This window comes from Chitinophaga terrae (ex Kim and Jung 2007), from assembly GCF_900107795.1.
GTDB classification, from domain to species: Bacteria; Bacteroidota; Bacteroidia; order Chitinophagales; family Chitinophagaceae; genus Chitinophaga; species Chitinophaga terrae.
Genome location: NZ_FNRL01000006.1, coordinates 124,199 through 140,651 on the forward strand (window position 1 = coordinate 124,199; position 16,453 = coordinate 140,651).

The following is a 16,453-nucleotide window of genomic DNA, read 5'->3' on the forward strand; positions in this document are numbered from 1 at the left end:
CCTATGCTGCCAGGTATAACCTGAGTACATATGAAAGCTCGTAGATGAAGAACAGTACTACCAGCGCTCCGTGAAATGCGCGGTTGTTGATCCTGATGGCCAGCAGGCAGAGAAGGATATGGGTAATGTTGCGAACCGGGTATTCCCAGCCAAAATGTTTATAATATACTTCGCCCTTTATCAACGTATCTACAACATCCGCCAGGAAGAGGAAAGCCAATACGCCAAAGAACCATTTGCGCCTGCTGAAGAAATAATCCTGGTACCCCGTGTAATCCTTTATATCGTCGGGATACAGGAGGGCGCAAAGAAGAAAAAAAGTGGTGATGAATATCACGACAAAGAGATATTCGGGGAAAGTCCAGCGATGCAGGTTATGCAACGGCATCTCCCACCACCAGAAATGCACCAGCATGATAAAAATGTAAGCTACCCAGGAAAGATGTATCCAGTAGGGTTTATCCCTGTTCGGGTGCTGGATGAATTTAGCGCTGCCCTTCAACAGGTGCGCAAGACTAAGGCTGAGTATAAAGCCAATGACCATACGAACGTGTCCGAATGTTTCCATAGCGAGGGGGTCTTTCAACGGAAATTACTGAAATTATCTTCAAAAAGAAAGCCCCGATTAAAATCGGGGCTTATTTACCTAAACCTACAACTGTTACACTGTTATTGCAACAATATTTTATGTTGAACCGTTCCCGTTAGTGCATAGCTGACGGATCCAGTTTAGCTGTTTTCTTCGCTTTTACCATTAACACAAATGGGATACAGATCAGGAACATGATACCGAGATACAGGAATACATCCATGTACGACATTACCGCGGCCTGCTTGGTTACACTGTAATCAATCGCCTTATAACCGCTGTTCAGCGCTGTAACCTTATCCATTCCTTTGGCGGCAAAGTTCTGAGCCATCCCATGTACCCTGTTGATCACATCCGGGTTGTTTACGTCTAACTTCGCTACCAGGTCGTTCCTGTGCACCATGTTCTGACGGGACATGAAAGTGGTGATCAACGCAATACCAAACGAACCGCCTAACTGCCGCATCATACCGGTGAAAGCCGCTCCCTGCCCGATCTGTTGTCCACGCAGGGAAGACAGCGCCAGGGTAGTAATAGGAATGAACAACAATCCCATACCCACACCACGAACGATCAGCATCCAGAAGAAGGCGTCAGACCCGGTATCAGAAGGGGTAAGAATGTAGTATCCCCATAAGCTGTAGACAAAGAACAAGAGCATCCCGGACGCTACAAGGTATTGTTGCGGCACTCCTCTTTCCAGGAGCTTACCGATGATAGGCATCATGAAAGCTGTGGTCAGCGCCGCCGGGATCATCAGCATACCGGATTGGGTGGCTGTCCAGCCCAGTGTACTCTGCGTATATAATGGAATAATGAAAGTTGATCCGTACAATCCGAAACCGAGGATAAACGAAAGTACCGTTCCTACCCGCAGGTTCCCGTTCTTCAATACCCGCAACTCCACTATCGGGTTCTTGTAGGTGAGCTCTCTCCATACAAAGAAGAACAATCCTAACGCACTTATAATGGATAAAAGAGTAATAAGCGGGTCATTGAACCAGTCGTCTTCCTGTCCGCGTTCCAGCACATATTGCAGGGAACCTACGGTGACGGCCAGCAGAATGATCCCGAGGAAATCGATCTCGTTCATCGCTTTCTTCTCCGCATATTTCGGACTGCGTACGAACTGTAAAGTTAACAGGGTAGCTATTACCCCGATCGGGATATTGATATAGAAGATATAAGGCCAGCTGTAGTTATCGGTGATATAACCACCCAAAGGAGGTCCCAAGGTTGGACCGATAATTACGCCTAAACCATATATAGCTTGTGCGACACCTCTTTTCTCTGGCGGATAACTTTCAGTGATGATGGTCTGGGAGGTTACCAGCAAGGCGCCTCCGCCAATTCCCTGGATGAACCTGAAGAGGATCAGTTCCCACATGGTAGTGGATTGTCCGCAAAGGAAAGATGAAACGGTGAATATAATAATGGAAGCAGCGAAGTAGTTACGACGACCAAACTGTTGAGATAACCAACTTGTCATTGGTACGATGATCACGTTACCGATCGCATAAGCTGTTACCACCCAACCAATCTCGCTGAGGGTAGCGCCCATATTACCACGCATTTCGTTCAATGCCACATTCACGATAGTGGTATCCACTATTTCCAGCAGCGCGCAGAAGATAGCGGTGATCGTGATGATCACCCTGCGCGAGCCGTATTCTATCAATGATTCTTGTTGCATGTAGCACGTATATTTTGAATGAACGGCAACGAAGCCCGGAGTTAATAATTAACGAACAACCTCCTGTCTGTCGTTGATCTGTTGTTACTAATGATTAGGTCCTTTGCGTAAAGTTTGCATGGTTCCATTAATTATTAACTCCCGGCCTGTTGCGTTCATGTATAATTAATCAAGATGTACATCTACCACTACGTTCATGCCCGGGCGCAGTTGTTTAACTACTGCATCGTTAGGATCATTGAACTCGATTTTAACAGGCAAACGTTGAACAACTTTTACGAAGTTACCGGAGGCGTTATCCGGAGGCAGCAGTGCGAATCTTGCACCGGTTGCAGGAGCAAAGGAAGTTACTTTGGCTTCCAGTTCTTTACCGGGATAAGCATCAACATGTACGGAAACTTTCTGGCCCAGTTTCATTTTAGCCAGCTGGGTTTCCTTGAAGTTGGCCACTACCCATGGAGTGGTGTTCAGTACTACACTGAACAAGGATTGACCAGCAGCAACATATTGACCAGGTTGAACGTAGATCTTTGAAAGTACGCCATCTTCAGGAGCGGTGATCACGGTGTAAGACAGGTTCAGCTTAGCATCTTCCACTTCGGTTTCGCGTTGTTTGATACCTGCATTAGCGATATTGATCTGTTTTGAAGTAGCGCCGCTTTGAGTAGATACTACATGCGTCTGGCGGCTGGCGGCAGCTTTTTGTTTAGCCAATACATCCAGCTGACGTTCAGCGGTTTGTTTGGCGGCTAAAGCCTGCTCATATTCCTGTTGGGTGATCGAGTGATCTTTGATCAGGTTAGCATAGCGTTCGAAGTCCTGGGATGCTCTCCAGAGGTTTACTTTCGCTGCTTCGATCTGGGCGTCGATAGTTCCGATCTGGGCCTGTGCAGTACTGATGCCGGCTTCGGCGGCAACGGTGCTTGCTTCAGCTGCGCCTAAGTTAGCCTGGGCAGCATAGAGCGCGTTTTCAGCTTGTTGTACTTTTAATAAGAAATCACGGTTGTCTAACACGACCAATGTATCACCTTTCTTAACAACCTGGTTATCTTTCACCCTTACCTCTTTCACATAACCGGATACACGAGGGATCACAGGGCTGACATTTGCATCGATCTGCGCGTTGTCAGTTTCTTCATGGTGTTGCGCATGAATGTATTTAGTGATACCAAATGCGCCGCCACCGAGTACCAGCGCTGCCAGTACTATGACGAACCCTTTACTTCTCTTTTTAGGCGCGGTAGTTTCCTGCATGTTTATATTGTTAGTAGGTTTTGTTTGAGTTTGCGTTTCCACAGCTTTGATATTTATTAGTTTGGTATTATTTATTGTTGGATTCGAGTAATCCTGCCGCTTCTAACAGTTTGTTATAAGCCACCAGCGCGTCTGCTTTTGCATAAGCGTAGTTGAGGTGTGATTGCAGTTTGGCTACATCAGCATCCAACAAGTCTGTAGTCGTAGCCAGGTTGTTGTCGTGTTTGTTCTTGGTAATACGATAATTCTCTTCTGCCTGTTCTATTGCTTTAACGTATGTATCCATTTTTTTACGGCTCAACAGGTAATTCTCGTATGCCTGGTTTACTTCCAGATGAATATCGTCTACCAGTTTCGCCTGGTTGGCTTCCACTTCTGCTAACTGCGCTTTTGCGTTAGCGACCTTGGAACCATTTTTCCAGAGAGAAGACAGGTTGTACTTCAACCCTACCCCTGCGGTGATAGCATTGGTAATGGTTACAACATTCGGAATGTAAGCCGCTACATAACCGCCGGTTACAGCTAATGAAGGATAATATTCCCCCTTCGCTCCTTTCACCCCTGCATTGGCTGCTTTAGCTCTCAGGCCCAGCGCCGCTGCATCTTTACGATTCTGGTAAGCCAACTGCTCAAATTCTGCTGCTCCCCTGGCATCCATCGCATTATCAACCCTGAAAACAGTACTGTCAACTTCAAGGATGGTGTTGTCTGGAAGTCCAAGCATGATATCCATGTTCAGGTTGGCAATTTTCAGGTTGTTTTCAGCATCCATCAGCGCCAGTTGGTAGTTGGATTGTTGCAGTTCTGCTTTTAAGAGATCGTTCCTGGCTAATAATCCATTCTTTTCTTTGTTGGAAAATTCCCTTACCCGTTCGTCTGACTGCCTGATGTTTTCCTGCACCAGCGCTACAGCTGCTTTAGCTTTATACAGGTTGCTGTAGGCAGCGATGGTGTTCTGGATAATTCCTTCCTTATCATTTTCCACGTCCAGTTTGGCAGCTTCCGCCAGGTAACGGGCAGATTCTTTACCGCTCTGGATCATCATTCCGGCAAAAACCGGGATCGATACATTGGCTGTTCCGTAGGCCGCGCTGTTGACTTTGGGAAATTCAGATTTGTTTCCGCCATTTCCTCCATTACCGGAGGTATTGAGTTTAAGATCGATGTTTGGTTCAGTCACACGTAAATAAGACCCACTCACACTTACGTCAGGTAATTGACGCTCATTGGCTGTTTTAAGCGATGCAACTGCCTGGTCGACCCTTGCACGGCTTACTTTTAATTGTTTGCTGTTTTGTATACTCAGCGATATGGCTTCATTTAACGAAAGCGGTTTAACGCTCTGTTGAGCAGATGCTGACTGAAAGAAAAAAATCAGCATGATCCCCGATGCAAGCGCATATAATCGTGCGTATATGCTTTTAGAACTCATGTGTTAGGATTGCTTTGAACAATTTTTTTAAATGTATACTTAATCTCTGTTTGAGGTTTTCCTTAAAAGTTGCTTCATCAAGGTCACTGAATTCAGGATCATTCCGCAGCAATTTTTGGGCTGGAATGATTTGATGAATAGTGCCGAATAACGATGTCATCAACATCACTACATCTATATCTTTATGAAAGATGCCGGCTTCCTGGGCATCAGTTACTATCGGCTGCATCAAGCCCAGCATTTCCCTCTTCAACTCCCAGATCAGATCCCTCACCGGACTTTTTTCGCTATTCAATTGTTCCCGGCTCATGATACACTGGAAGTTCTGTTCTCCCATCATCTTATTAATGAACCGGTCTATCATCGCGTATATTTTATCAAGGGGCTTCATCGTATCATCCACCAACAGGTCCTGGATAAACTTCTGGGAAGCCTTCATTCTATATTTGACAATTGATTCCAGCAATTTGTCTTTGGAGCCGAAATAATAGGAAATCATGGCAATGTTAACGTCTGCTTCCTGAGCGATGTCTCTTACCGATGTGCCATGAAAGCCCTGATCGGCAAATAGCCGCTCCGCAACCTTTAAAATCGAGAGCTGTTTTTCACTAATTTCTTCCATGTTCCATTTTATTTGACGAAGCAAAGTTAAACAAACGTTTAATTTAAACAATCGTTTATTCAGCCATTTGTTTAAATTATTTATTTAATAATTTTTATAATAATGAATATCAATTCTTTAGAAAAATATTTTAAGGAGATTTTAATAATTCTTAATAATTAGGTAACACTTATTAATCATTTTTAGGCAGGTAAGGGGAACAATCCTAAGAAATATGTTAAATTCATTTCACCAAAATCTGATCGTATGCCCTCTTTTATCAAGTCCGTCGCCCTTACCGGCTTCATAGCCGGCACGCTGGATATTATTTCCGCCACCATCCATTTCCTGGTCCGCCATCCCGACATGGGTATTTCCGATCTGCTTGTCCGCATTGCCAGCGGAGCCTTTGGCAAAGAAGCATTCAATGGCAGCCCCCTCATGCCCTGGGTAGGCCTGCTCTTCCATTATATCATTGCTTATTCATTCACGCTCCTGTTCTTTATATTATATGGGCGGATAGCGTTGATCAGGAAACAACCGCTGATAAGCGGCCTGTTATACGGCATTGTTGTATGGAGTATTATGCAGTTCATCGTGTTGCCGCTGACCTATATCCCAACCGGCACACTGAACCTGGCTAACATCAATACCCTCATTGGTATTGTTATACTGATGATCATGATAGGAATCCCTGCTGCATTAGGGGCTAAAAGGTATTACGGGGCTGGCTGATATCGTAAAAAGAAAAAGGGCGGGTGCTACATCGCTCAAAGAACCCGCCCCTGCACATCTCGAACCATTACAAGATGTTTGTGCCTGTTTATCAACCGTTTCTTTAATACATTAATTATTTCTCTCTTATTTATAAAAAATCCACTATAAATGATCAAATAGCTTATAGTGCGTTTGATACTAATATATATTTAACAGTAGTCAGGGAAAAATGTTTAAAAAAGGATAAAATCTGTCTAGCAGCCACAAGAAAAGTATAGAAATCATCAAAAAAATAAGGCCTGGTGCGATCTTCATCACACCAGGCCTTTTAAATTTTATACAGGATCTTATTTCAATGAATTGATCCAGGTAGCAATTTTCTGGGCGTCTGCATCCGGCACCTGAGGTAACGGAGGCATTGGCGTTGCATAGCCAGGCCAGTTTTCAGGTTGCGGATTTTTGATCAGCTGCATGATCTTCGCAACAGAATAATTTCTTTTGGCAACATCTTTAAATGCTGGTCCTACCTGCTTCTTATCTGCATTATGGCAGGAAGAGCAGGTCCATTTATTCAGCAATGGTTTTACCTGTTCGTAAGTTACCGCCGCAGGCGCTTTGGTAGCCGCTGCAGGTTTAGCTGCTCCTGCTTTCGCATCTGCCGCTTTTGCGCCAGGCTTAGTTGCTGCTGCCGCAGGTTTGGCTGCACTGTTTTTAGTACTTAATGCAGATGCAGGCAGTTTTTCGCCATCCGGGATAGCATTCAGGGTATAATACACATCCGGGTGAACCAGTGAGTAAGAACCTTCCTGGGCGCGGATGCCGTTCAGGGTCAGTTTATGAATATAATACTGACGCAGCCCATCGATCACCAGGCGAACGCTCATACCGTCGGCAGCCACTTGCACACCTTTAACGGTTGGTTTCTCCATATTCACGGTTGGACTACCATACACAGGATGGTATTTATAAGTGAAACTTTCTACTGCATAAGAAGCAATATCTTCCGCCTGTTTTTTATCAACCGGCATAGTGAAAGTGATCTCGAAACCATCAGGACGAGCGCTTACTGTTCTCATTTCAAATGGTACGCGGTTGTTCCATACCAGTCTTTGCAAGCCCTGGTTGGCATCGCCTGCAGAACCCCATCCCCTGTTGGTTTCACCAACGAACAGCGATCCATCAGGAGCCCAGGCCATACGCAGAACGCCAGACTGGAAACCGCTTCTGAAATCCCATGCCGCTCCCTGGTACTCGCCATTCACTTTTTCAAGGAACACACGCATGATCTTACTCTGACCCTGATCGCCTACCAGTACCTGTTTTTCGAAAGGTCCGAAAACGCCTTCAGGAATAGACAGGGGCTGAGAGTTAGAAATACCCAATACGCCGTGAGGCAGCCATACTGAAGGCAATTGTATCTCAGGGAAGAATTTCTTCATATCGAAAAGCGTATAGAACTTTTCGTTCTCCACGTTTTCTGGTTTAATGGCGCGGCCATTTGCATCCCTGCGGAAACGGGGATCTACTTTGCTGTACAGTTGCTCTGTCGTCAGTTTCACAGGCGAGTTAGGCAGGTTGGTCCAACGCAGACCCGCAGGGTGACCTACGAAGCTGCCTTTTTTTACGTGAGTTAAACCACCGGAACCCATCCAGTCGCCCTGGTTCTCTGTATAGAACAGTTCACCGTCAATAATACCTAATCCGCAAGGAGAACGGAAACCGGTTGCCCATGGCTCCATTTTACCGTTTTCGTTGATGTGCATCATCCAGCCTCTCCATGGAACGCGGCTTTCACCTCTCCACCATTCTTCGTCGCCGAATGCAACGTTGCCTGAAACAAAGAAAGTACCGTCCGGCGCCAGAACAGGACCGAAGCTATATTCGTGGTAGTGTCCTGAGATCGGCCATGCATATACTGTTTCGAACTTGTCGATTTTGCCGTCCATGTTCGTGTCAGTCATTTTGGTCAACTCACCTCTCTGCGCACAGTAAAGAGAACCGTCTTTGTATGCCAGCCCTAACACTTCGTGCAAGCCGGAAGCGACTTTCCTGAAGTAAGGTTGTTTGCTGGTCGGGTTCTGAACGATATAGATATCGCCTCTCCGGGTAGCGATACCCAGGTCGCCGTTTGGCAGAGTACATAAACCACCCACTTCAAGTAACGTTCCTTCAGGAGAAACAACGCGGGCGATGCGGAAGAAATCTTCCTCCTTTGGCGATTCCTGCGCTTTCAGCGGACTGAAAGCAGCGCTCATCATAAATAAACCGGCTGTGATGCCTGCTGTAATGCTTTTATAATTCAGTTTCATAATGTCGTTAGTATTGCTGCTTAGAAGATAACCGCATAACCTATTTTAGCCTGGAGAGGCATGATCAATTCTGCACGGCCGTTCTGATTGCGGATGATGGTATTAGCTTTAGCATCGTCCATCTTCACATAATAGGATTTATCTCCTACGATGAATAAACCCGGAGCTACCCGCTCAATTTTATCTGCAACGGCTATACGTAAGTACAGGTCGCCGGCTGGAGACTGTGCAGTGATAGAACGGTAGATACCCTGGTTTTCAGGTAATACGCTGATATCATCGTTTACGGATGTTCCGTAAATGGTATAACTGAAGGTTGGTTTGCCCGCAGCATCAATTGAGTAACCGTTCGGACGGTAACCGGTACCGGCAGTGTCGGCAGTCCATGCTGCATCTTTATCCGACAGCTTGGCAATTGCCATACCCGGTTGAGCAGCCAGGATCTGTACAGCGCCTAATGGACGAGAAGATCCATCGCCGCGTTCATGCCACATCGGGGTAGTGTTCAGGAATTCGCCGCGCCATACCTGGAAAGGAAGACCATTGTCCATGTCGTAGGTATAGTTCACTTTGGTCGGGCTTCCGACAGAAACCGCGTGTACTACCCTTCTCTGGCCCCGGATATCCATAAAGCTGCGCAGGATGGTGTTTTCAGGCGCCATTACCAGGATGGGATCTGCTTCTTCATCGGTTGGCACGTTGGTATCGGCCAGTGAGAATTCGCGCAGGCTGGCTTCTTTTACTGTCAGGCCGATCTCTTTCTTCGCCCAGTCGGTATTTTTATAATACAGGATCTCTACGTTGTGAGCGCCTGGCTGTAAAGTGATACTGCCTTGTTTATCCCACCTGTTGCGGTAGCTCAGCACCTCCTGGTTATCGATCTTCAGGGCGCCCGGACCGCCGTTGGTACGGAGGCTGAAGGTATAGTCGCCGGCTTTTGCAACATTCAGCGTAGCGGTATAACGTACGAGGAAATCGTTTCCTGGCAGTTCTGCCATGTTAGCGCTTAACAGTTTTTGAGTGCCGGTAGCATTAGGTTTCAGCGTAGCAAAGTTCGGCTGGTTGTCGAAACGGCCGTTGTAAATGCTGTATTTTACGTCCTGCAACTGAGGTTGCGGCGCGTCAAAGTTGGTAACAACGATGTTGCGGAATGCAACGGTTCCGTGGTCGCCCTGGATACGCAAAGGACCCTGAGGAACTTCGTCGTTGCCGATTGCACCGCGGGTAGGACCTGCCAGTTCAACATGATCCTGGATGGTTACGCCGTTCAGCTCAATGCGGAGGATCACTGCGTTGCTGATCTTTTTTCCGCTGGCGTCGAAGCGCGGCGCCTGGAAAGAGATCTTCATGTGTTGCCATAATCCCGGCGCTTTGCTGGCATTCTGACGTGGGGCGTGTCCATCATAGCCTTTCTGGCCTTCAGGTTTGCTGTCGTCCCATCTTTCATAAATACCGCCGTTATCAGATGCTTTAGGCGCTGTAACACCCCAGCTGTCCAATAACTGTACTTCATACCTGCCTTGCAGGTAGATACCGGAATTAGATGCTTTAGACATCAGGTAATCAAATTCAAGATCCAGATCGCCATGTTGAAAGGCGCTGAAAAGATCTTTTCCAGGCGCTTTTTTGTCTGGAAGATTAACCAGGATGCCAGTTCCTGATGTTGTTTGCAGTACATTATTCTGCTGCAGGTCGGCAGCTACACCACCGGCTATACGCCAGTTGGGAGAAGCCTGCTGAAAAGCAGATAAATCTGTTAAAGGCAGTTTGTTTTGAGCAAAAATTTGCTGACAACTGCCAATACTTAAAATCAATACCAAAGTTCTCCTGTCGTACGCACGTAACTGTTTCAACTTTGGACGGAACATGTTCCATCTAAGCATAGATCTGGATTTTTTATAAAGTTTACATTGACTTGCTAAATGCATTTAGCGATTTACGTCCTGCATAGGTTTATTATCTACTTTTTTGAACCTCAATTTGAATGGAGATTATTTCAACGATAGCTAGACGTGGGACCATGCATTATTTCAAACCGCGTGGCAAAATAGAAATTAATTATAAGAAAGTGAGTATTAAAGGCCGAAAATTTACACCAGCGGTAAAAATCGGGGATATGGCAGTAATCTTTTGCAAGAAAAAGATTCTCAATCGATTGTAAAATTGACGGCCTTTCATTCAAAAGCATTTAAAGAACAAGTCCGTGCGCCGCCAGTTGTTCCACCGTAGATTGATAGCTCTGGTGGCAAATAGCATTGATGCCCAGTCCTTTGGCAACATCCACGAACATTGACCTGTCTTCCAGGTAAATGACTTCCGCCGGTTTCACCTGGGCAATGTCCAGGGCTATTTTATAGATATCTGCATCCGGTTTGCGGAAATGTACAAAACAGGAAGAAATATAGAAATCGACAAAGCGGTTGAGATTAAAGTGATGGATACGATGTTCGTTCAGTTCCCTGCCTTCGTTATTAACGATAGCGATCTTCAGTTTGTATTTTTCTTTCAGCCGAACGATCAGGTCTATCATCTCGGGGTAGGGTGCCGATTGGGCCAGCATAAATTCTTTGAACTGCTGCCGGGTAAATGTTCTTTCTTTATAAAACACTACCCTGGTAAGGTATTCATCCAATGTAAGTTTGCCTTCTTCATAGGTATCGAAGGTGAGGTGATGCCGTTCTTCTGTTTCCAGGGCTTCCAGTCCAAAAAGTTCTATTGCCTGTTTCCTGGCGTTCCTGTCCCAGCCATTGGTCAGTAAAACGCCGCCGATATCAAGGAAAAGCGCGTTGATATTACTCATAAATGTTACAAAAGTTTTCTCGTAAAAAGAGCGTAAGAAAGCAAAGAAACATAAGAATTCTGATGATTGCTAATTTGCCTTATGCTTCTCTCCTGCTCTCTTACGCTCCGTCAGAGAAAACTATCTCCTTTTAGCCGGAATCGCCTGCAGCGTACCGTTAAAACTGATAGCGGTCCTGTCGTTGCTGGTAACCTGCAGCGTTGCATATCCTTCGCTGGAAACAGTGAGGTACATGGTTTGCACCGACTTGTTGTCTTTAGGTTTGATAGTTATTGCCCAACCATCTTTTTTGCCGGGTGTTACCGTATAGTCGAAAGAGGTAGAGGTAAAGTCAAGCGGCGACCTTGTCACATTATATTCCGCTGTATAAGCCCTGCCGAAATAAGGCAGGTAACTGACAACAGAATCTTTTTTCACGACCAGGTCGTAATTGGAAGTAATATTGCGCATACGACCACCTATAGGAAAAGCAGTTTGTGCGTTGAACAGGTAATAATGACTATCTATTAACGCTTTTACTTCGGCTGCTTTTTCTGCTTTTTTGTCTGATCTTTTTTCCGACCTGGTTTCCTGTGCAAAAAGAAGAGGGGCTGATAAAAGTCCTGTTGCTAACAAAAGGGATAACCTGATTACAAAAAACCGTTTCATGATATAATTATTTAACAAAGGAGTAATGCCAATTCTATACCATAACGGGCAGACCCGTCCTTTTGTTTCACTTCTTCCGTTACAAATAACGTCTCTTTAACAGGATTTAATAAAAACTATAACAAATAAGTTTTTTTATTAATATTGCAAAGATTTCATCCACGCTTAGTTCACTCCATCTCCCTATGACCTTATTTATACTATGAAGACCTATGCAGCGACTCTCATTCCAGGATCTAAAACGCAAAGTAAGAACCAGCCAGGATCCGGATGAAGTCATCGCCTGTATCGGCCAACACCTGACCTTCCTGACCAGGGACGAACGATCGGAGCTGCTATGCGACCTGCTGGAGTACCAGGAGATCTTTTTCGAAGCGGCAGAATTATTAATAGAGGAAGGAGGCGCAGATATTCATTATAAGAAGGAAGGCGTTATTCCTATTGTTTTTTGCGCGGTTGGCGCCAATAAGCCCATAGCCGTACAATATGCCATCAAGAAGGGAGCCCGGCTGGTTGTCGACAATCCCGATTATCTTTTTGCCATTGCCTATATATTCAAACATCACCGGCTGGCGGCGATCACAGACATGCTGTTGCTGCTGATCGAGCACAATATAGATTTCAATTTTGTGCTGGCCAGCCAGGAAACGCCGCTGCTGCTGGCTACCCGGCATAATAATAACCGGGAGGTGATACAATATTTACTGGGTGAAGAAGTGGACAAGTATGTATATGATGAAGATGGTTTTACCGCCATTCATTATGTGCCGTTTGCCAAAGCGCCCAACCTGTATAAAGACATGATCGTTTGTATGGACGACATCCTTGTGCGGCCGAAATTCGCCACCAGCATGGAACCGGTGTTTGAATGCGTGATAAAGGTGAATGAAGATCATACCTTCGAAGAGTTTATTTACGAGGCGCTGAATGCGTTCCTGGAAAACAGGCACCGGATGTACGACGATATTTTCGAGAAATATTATTACCGATTGCACATGATAGCAGAACATATTTCCCTCATCCGCTCGGGCGCAGAGAGCTGAAAACTAGTGCTTGCAAATATTAAAACTATTTATTACTTTAGAAAGATATACCATTATTTATCCTAAATTAACCGAGACATGCTCACAACACTCGCTGTACTAGCCGCCTTGTTTTTCGTTGCCCACGTTTACCTGCTGTTCACCTCTTTTGGAAAAAACGGGTTCCAGAAACAGAAGTACTTATGGTCGCACATTACCCTATGGATCACGGGCGGACTGGCCTTTTTAATAGCATTGCTGTTTGCCGGCAAATCTGTTTCCTCCGTGATAGATGTATTTGACACCCCGGCCAAAGCGGCCCTGCTGCTGTTGCTGGCCTTCGGTTTATCGGCCATTGCCCATACCATCGTTAAAACGCTGGTACTGCCCAGGTATACCAAAGCGGCGGCCTGATTAACGGCAAAAGTTATACGAAAAGCCCTGGACCGCCCGTTCAGGGCCTTTTTTATGATGTGTATAAAAAAATAATTGCAGCTAATGAATAATTCCTATCTTTATAACAGTTGATCCTGATTTCTTAAACCCGACAGCCAAGACGGGATTCGCAATCACTGCCAAACTCCGCAGCATCTACACATGATCTTCACAGAGTTATAATTGCGATGAAATCATCTTCATAAACCTTAACAGACATTATTAGTTTATAGACATAGAGAAGAATCTTGTATGAACAAAAAAGAAATCTGGAGATATAAATCTTTGGAGCAGCTCGAGAATAAAAAATGGGAACCCAATACAGCAGAAAATTCAGGACTGGCACAGAAATGCCTGGCACTAACCAAAGTTCCACTGGTGAAGCTTTCCGCCAATGAACTGAGTATGCTGATTGGCCAATCTTATAACCCCCATTATCTCGTGCCGCTCGCACTGGAAATTCTCAATAACGACATCTTGATCACCGCCGGTTTATACCCGGGCGACCTGTTGAAATCTGTACTGGACGTGCCTTCATCTTTCTGGGAAGAACATCCTGACCTGCATAATAAGCTGCAGGACCTGATGAGAGAAAGGATGGAAGAGGTAGAATCTGAACTTGACTTACCTGACTATTGGAGATAACCATTGTTTGTTAGTAGTAATTCTCCTGACTATCCGGACGGCTGGCACAACGGACTTCTATAACCTTACCGGTTATATCAGCAATATTATGCTAATCGAATAACGACAGCTGGGTGACCTGGTTGGCTTTATCTGTATCAGTCATTTGATTATCCTGGAAATTGGACAACGTAATACCTAGTAACCTGATCTTGTGATCATCGGCTAACGTGGCGGCCAGCAACTGTTTGGCTGTAGCCACTATGGTTTCATAATCCCCTACCGGGAAGGGAAACGACTGGTTGCGCGTTATCTGCCGGAAGTCGTTATACTTGACCTTTAATGTAATTGTACGGCCTTTCAGCTGGTAACGCTGCAACCGGTTATACACCGTTTGCCCTATTTTCTCCAATTCAACTTCCATTTCCTCCAAAGTGGTGAGATCTACAGGAAAAGTATCTTCAGCGCCTAACGACTTGGTTTCGCGATGGGGTTGAACAGCCCGGTTGTCGATACCCCTGACGATCTGGTAGTAGAAACTGCCTACCTTCCCAAAGTAGTTCTTCAACTCCTGTTCCGATAGCCTTTTCAGGTCAGCGCCGGTATACAGGCCCATTTTTTTCATTTTATCGGCAGTCACCTTTCCCACCCCATGGAACTTTTCGACCGCCAGTCCTTCCATGAAGTTTTTGATAGAAGAAGGACCAATAAATGTAAAACCATCCGGCTTATTCAGATCACTGGCAATCTTTGCTACAAACTTGTTAATGGAAATACCCGCCGATGCGGTCAGCTGCAACTCGTCCCGGATCGCCTGTTTGATCTGCCGTGCTATTTCAATGGCCGATCCTATCTGCAGTTTATCTTCTGTCACGTCCAGGTAGGCTTCATCCAGCGAAAGCGGCTCTATCAGGTCGGTATAGCGGCTGAAAATTTCACGGATCTGTGCAGATACCGCCTTGTAAGCATCAAAGCGTGGGCGTATAAAGATCAGGTGAGGACATAACTGCAGGGCTTTTTTAGATGGCATGGCCGAACGCACCCCGAATTTACGGGCTTCATAACTGGCAGTAGCCACCACTCCTCCCCGGCCCTCGGGCGAACCTCCAACCGCAATCGCTTTCCCACGGTAAACCGGGTTATCGCGCTGCTCTACAGATGCATAAAATGCATCCATATCTATATGGATTATTTTACGGTGTGTAATATGTTGTTCGCTGTCCATCTCCAACCTTCCCTGTTTAGCCATTCAAAGTTAGTAGATTCCGGTACAAGAATCAGCATAAAAAACACTGAAAATCCTGCACGCTTTTGTTAATTTACCATCATAAAAATATCCATCCCTTAAAGTATATTGTAATCAATAATTCTACGGAAAAACCAGTGAACAATGGATTGGGCTATCCCAACCGATAACAGCTATTACACTGCACCATGACAAGGAAGAAAAAAGAAGGATTCAAAGGGCAACAGGCCATCGTTCTGCCACGAAATATTCAAAATGCCTGTGCCCGGGATGCCGCTACCAAACAACTTTACATCACCGACATCGGGTATTACCCGAAAGCTGAACTGCATCACAGGAAAAGAGAAGAAGGCGCCGCCGAACATATCCTGATCTATTGCCAGGATGGCAAAGGCAGCATCACACTGAAAAAGAAAACCTATTCCATAGGGCCGGGCGATTGCTTCCTGCTGCCCCGCAACCAGTTCCATGAATACGCGGCCGACCTGGAAGAACCATGGACCATTTACTGGGTGCATTTCCTGGGCGCCAACGCTGATGCGCTTTTCAATACTGCCGTCAAAACCTGGAAGGGAAACAAAACCTTCATTCCTTTCAATGCAGAAAGGATACAATTGTTCAACCGTATTTACAGGCAGCTCGAAAGAGGCTACCGGCGTGAGCACCTCGCATTTGCCAACATGAATTTCTGGAGCTTTCTCACTTCCTGTTTTTACCCTGATCTTTATGCCGCCAATCATAACGCACCCGGCACCAATGTAGTGGATATGGCTATCGATTATATGCACCAGCATATCGACCAGATGCTCACCCTGCAACAGATGTCGGCCAGGCTAAACCTTTCCCAGTCGCACTTTTCCTACCTGTTTAAAAATGGAACAGGCTATTCGCCAATCGAATATTTCAATCACCTGAAAGTGCAGCAGGCCTGCCAGTACCTGCTGTTTACGACGTTAAGGATCAAGGAAATCGCCATCCAGCTGGGGATAGACGACCCTTACTATTTTTCCAGGATGTTCACGAAAGTAATGGGTTTATCGCCCAATCAATACCGGCAGAAAAAGGTGACACCGTAATATTATC

At 45.6% G+C, this 16,453-nt stretch carries 15 protein-coding genes; 5 read left to right on the top strand and 10 right to left on the bottom strand.

Features of this window, described 5'->3' with window-relative positions; genetic code table 11:
- Nucleotide 1: 1 nt before the first annotated feature.
- The 5 genes from BLV62_RS08335 to BLV62_RS08355 form a co-directional block, all read right to left on the bottom strand.
- Nucleotides 2-568, bottom strand: coding sequence for a hypothetical protein (locus BLV62_RS08335; RefSeq protein WP_089760560.1), 567 nt, complete (start codon nt 566-568; stop codon nt 2-4).
- A gap of 136 nt (nt 569-704) precedes the next feature.
- Nucleotides 705-2,282: a DHA2 family efflux MFS transporter permease subunit gene (locus BLV62_RS08340; RefSeq protein ID WP_089760561.1), complete on the bottom strand. Its 1,578-nt coding sequence runs from the start codon at nt 2,280-2,282 to the stop codon at nt 705-707.
- A 165-nt stretch (nt 2,283-2,447) separates the two neighbouring features.
- Entirely contained in the window at nt 2,448-3,536 is a 1,089-nt protein-coding gene (locus BLV62_RS08345) for an HlyD family secretion protein (RefSeq protein WP_089760563.1), read from the bottom strand.
- A 67-nt stretch (nt 3,537-3,603) separates the two neighbouring features.
- Nucleotides 3,604-4,968, bottom strand: coding sequence for a TolC family protein (locus BLV62_RS08350; protein ID WP_089760565.1), 1,365 nt, complete (start codon nt 4,966-4,968; stop codon nt 3,604-3,606).
- Nucleotides 4,958-5,590 carry a TetR/AcrR family transcriptional regulator gene (locus tag BLV62_RS08355; RefSeq protein ID WP_089760567.1) on the bottom strand — a complete coding sequence of 211 codons (633 nt, stop codon included), beginning with the start codon at nt 5,588-5,590 and terminating at the stop codon, nt 4,958-4,960. Before BLV62_RS08355 ends, BLV62_RS08350 begins: the two co-directional genes overlap by 11 nt.
- Before the next feature lie 246 nt (nt 5,591-5,836).
- On the opposite strand from BLV62_RS08355, the gene BLV62_RS08360 reads away from it, so the two are divergent.
- Nucleotides 5,837-6,304, top strand: a complete 468-nt coding sequence (locus tag BLV62_RS08360; RefSeq protein ID WP_089760569.1) for a hypothetical protein — start codon at nt 5,837-5,839, stop codon at nt 6,302-6,304.
- A 329-nt stretch (nt 6,305-6,633) separates the two neighbouring features.
- Here the strand turns inward: BLV62_RS08360 and BLV62_RS08365 are convergent, their stop codons facing one another.
- The 4 genes from BLV62_RS08365 to BLV62_RS08380 all read right to left on the bottom strand — a co-directional run bounded on the left by BLV62_RS08365 (nt 6,634) and on the right by BLV62_RS08380 (nt 12,043).
- Complete coding sequence (locus BLV62_RS08365) at nt 6,634-8,595, bottom strand: c-type cytochrome (protein ID WP_168927768.1); 1,962 nt, start codon at nt 8,593-8,595, stop codon at nt 6,634-6,636.
- A gap of 20 nt (nt 8,596-8,615) precedes the next feature.
- Nucleotides 8,616-10,478, bottom strand: a complete 1,863-nt coding sequence (locus BLV62_RS08370; protein WP_089760571.1) for a 3-keto-alpha-glucoside-1,2-lyase-like domain-containing protein — start codon at nt 10,476-10,478, stop codon at nt 8,616-8,618.
- 305 nt (nt 10,479-10,783) lie between these two features.
- Nucleotides 10,784-11,395 carry an HAD family hydrolase gene (locus BLV62_RS08375; RefSeq protein WP_089760573.1) on the bottom strand — a complete coding sequence of 204 codons (612 nt, stop codon included), beginning with the start codon at nt 11,393-11,395 and terminating at the stop codon, nt 10,784-10,786.
- 120 nt (nt 11,396-11,515) lie between these two features.
- On the bottom strand, nt 11,516-12,043 hold the full coding sequence (locus BLV62_RS08380) for a DUF4251 domain-containing protein (RefSeq protein WP_089760575.1): 528 nt from the start codon (nt 12,041-12,043) through the stop codon (nt 11,516-11,518).
- Nucleotides 12,044-12,255: 212 nt separating this feature from the next.
- On the opposite strand from BLV62_RS08380, the gene BLV62_RS08385 reads away from it, so the two are divergent.
- From BLV62_RS08385 to BLV62_RS08395, 3 genes are all read left to right on the top strand, one after another.
- Entirely contained in the window at nt 12,256-13,086 is an 831-nt protein-coding gene (locus tag BLV62_RS08385) for an ankyrin repeat domain-containing protein (protein ID WP_089760577.1), read from the top strand.
- A 78-nt stretch (nt 13,087-13,164) separates the two neighbouring features.
- The gene (locus BLV62_RS08390) at nt 13,165-13,479 is read left to right on the top strand and encodes a hypothetical protein (RefSeq protein WP_089760578.1); all 315 of its coding nucleotides are present in this window, start codon (nt 13,165-13,167) and stop codon (nt 13,477-13,479) included.
- 273 nt (nt 13,480-13,752) lie between these two features.
- Nucleotides 13,753-14,145 (top strand): contact-dependent growth inhibition system immunity protein, encoded by a 393-nt coding sequence (locus BLV62_RS08395; protein WP_089760581.1) that lies wholly within the window; start codon nt 13,753-13,755, stop codon nt 14,143-14,145.
- 91 nt (nt 14,146-14,236) lie between these two features.
- On the opposite strand, the gene dinB is transcribed toward BLV62_RS08395, so the two are convergent.
- Entirely contained in the window at nt 14,237-15,373 is a 1,137-nt protein-coding gene (gene dinB, locus BLV62_RS08400) for a DNA polymerase IV (RefSeq protein WP_225889540.1), read from the bottom strand.
- Between the two features lie 185 nt (nt 15,374-15,558).
- Between dinB and BLV62_RS08405 the strand changes: the two genes are divergently transcribed.
- Complete coding sequence (locus BLV62_RS08405; RefSeq protein WP_089760586.1) at nt 15,559-16,446, top strand: AraC family transcriptional regulator; 888 nt, start codon at nt 15,559-15,561, stop codon at nt 16,444-16,446.
- Nucleotides 16,447-16,453: the final 7 nt, after the last annotated feature.

Excerpts from the sequence above, each read along its gene's own strand:
- BLV62_RS08370 (WP_089760571.1), bottom strand. The coding sequence starts at position 10,478 with ATGCTTAGATGGAACATGTTCCGTCCAAAGTTGAAACAGTTACGTGCG.
- BLV62_RS08345 (WP_089760563.1), bottom strand. The coding sequence starts at position 3,536 with ATGCAGGAAACTACCGCGCCTAAAAAGAGAAGTAAAGGGTTCGTCATA.
- dinB (WP_225889540.1), bottom strand. The coding sequence starts at position 15,373 with ATGGCTAAACAGGGAAGGTTGGAGATGGACAGCGAACAACATATTACA.
- BLV62_RS08380 (WP_089760575.1), bottom strand. The coding sequence starts at position 12,043 with ATGAAACGGTTTTTTGTAATCAGGTTATCCCTTTTGTTAGCAACAGGA.
- BLV62_RS08335 (WP_089760560.1), bottom strand. The coding sequence starts at position 568 with ATGGAAACATTCGGACACGTTCGTATGGTCATTGGCTTTATACTCAGC.
- BLV62_RS08340 (WP_089760561.1), bottom strand. The coding sequence starts at position 2,282 with ATGCAACAAGAATCATTGATAGAATACGGCTCGCGCAGGGTGATCATC.
- BLV62_RS08355 (WP_089760567.1), bottom strand. The coding sequence starts at position 5,590 with ATGGAAGAAATTAGTGAAAAACAGCTCTCGATTTTAAAGGTTGCGGAG.
- BLV62_RS08375 (WP_089760573.1), bottom strand. The coding sequence starts at position 11,395 with ATGAGTAATATCAACGCGCTTTTCCTTGATATCGGCGGCGTTTTACTG.
- BLV62_RS08395 (WP_089760581.1), top strand. The coding sequence starts at position 13,753 with ATGAACAAAAAAGAAATCTGGAGATATAAATCTTTGGAGCAGCTCGAG.
- BLV62_RS08385 (WP_089760577.1), top strand. The coding sequence starts at position 12,256 with ATGCAGCGACTCTCATTCCAGGATCTAAAACGCAAAGTAAGAACCAGC.
- BLV62_RS08390 (WP_089760578.1), top strand. The coding sequence starts at position 13,165 with ATGCTCACAACACTCGCTGTACTAGCCGCCTTGTTTTTCGTTGCCCAC.
- BLV62_RS08365 (WP_168927768.1), bottom strand. The coding sequence starts at position 8,595 with ATGAAACTGAATTATAAAAGCATTACAGCAGGCATCACAGCCGGTTTA.
- BLV62_RS08405 (WP_089760586.1), top strand. The coding sequence starts at position 15,559 with ATGACAAGGAAGAAAAAAGAAGGATTCAAAGGGCAACAGGCCATCGTT.
- BLV62_RS08360 (WP_089760569.1), top strand. The coding sequence starts at position 5,837 with ATGCCCTCTTTTATCAAGTCCGTCGCCCTTACCGGCTTCATAGCCGGC.
- BLV62_RS08350 (WP_089760565.1), bottom strand. The coding sequence starts at position 4,968 with ATGAGTTCTAAAAGCATATACGCACGATTATATGCGCTTGCATCGGGG.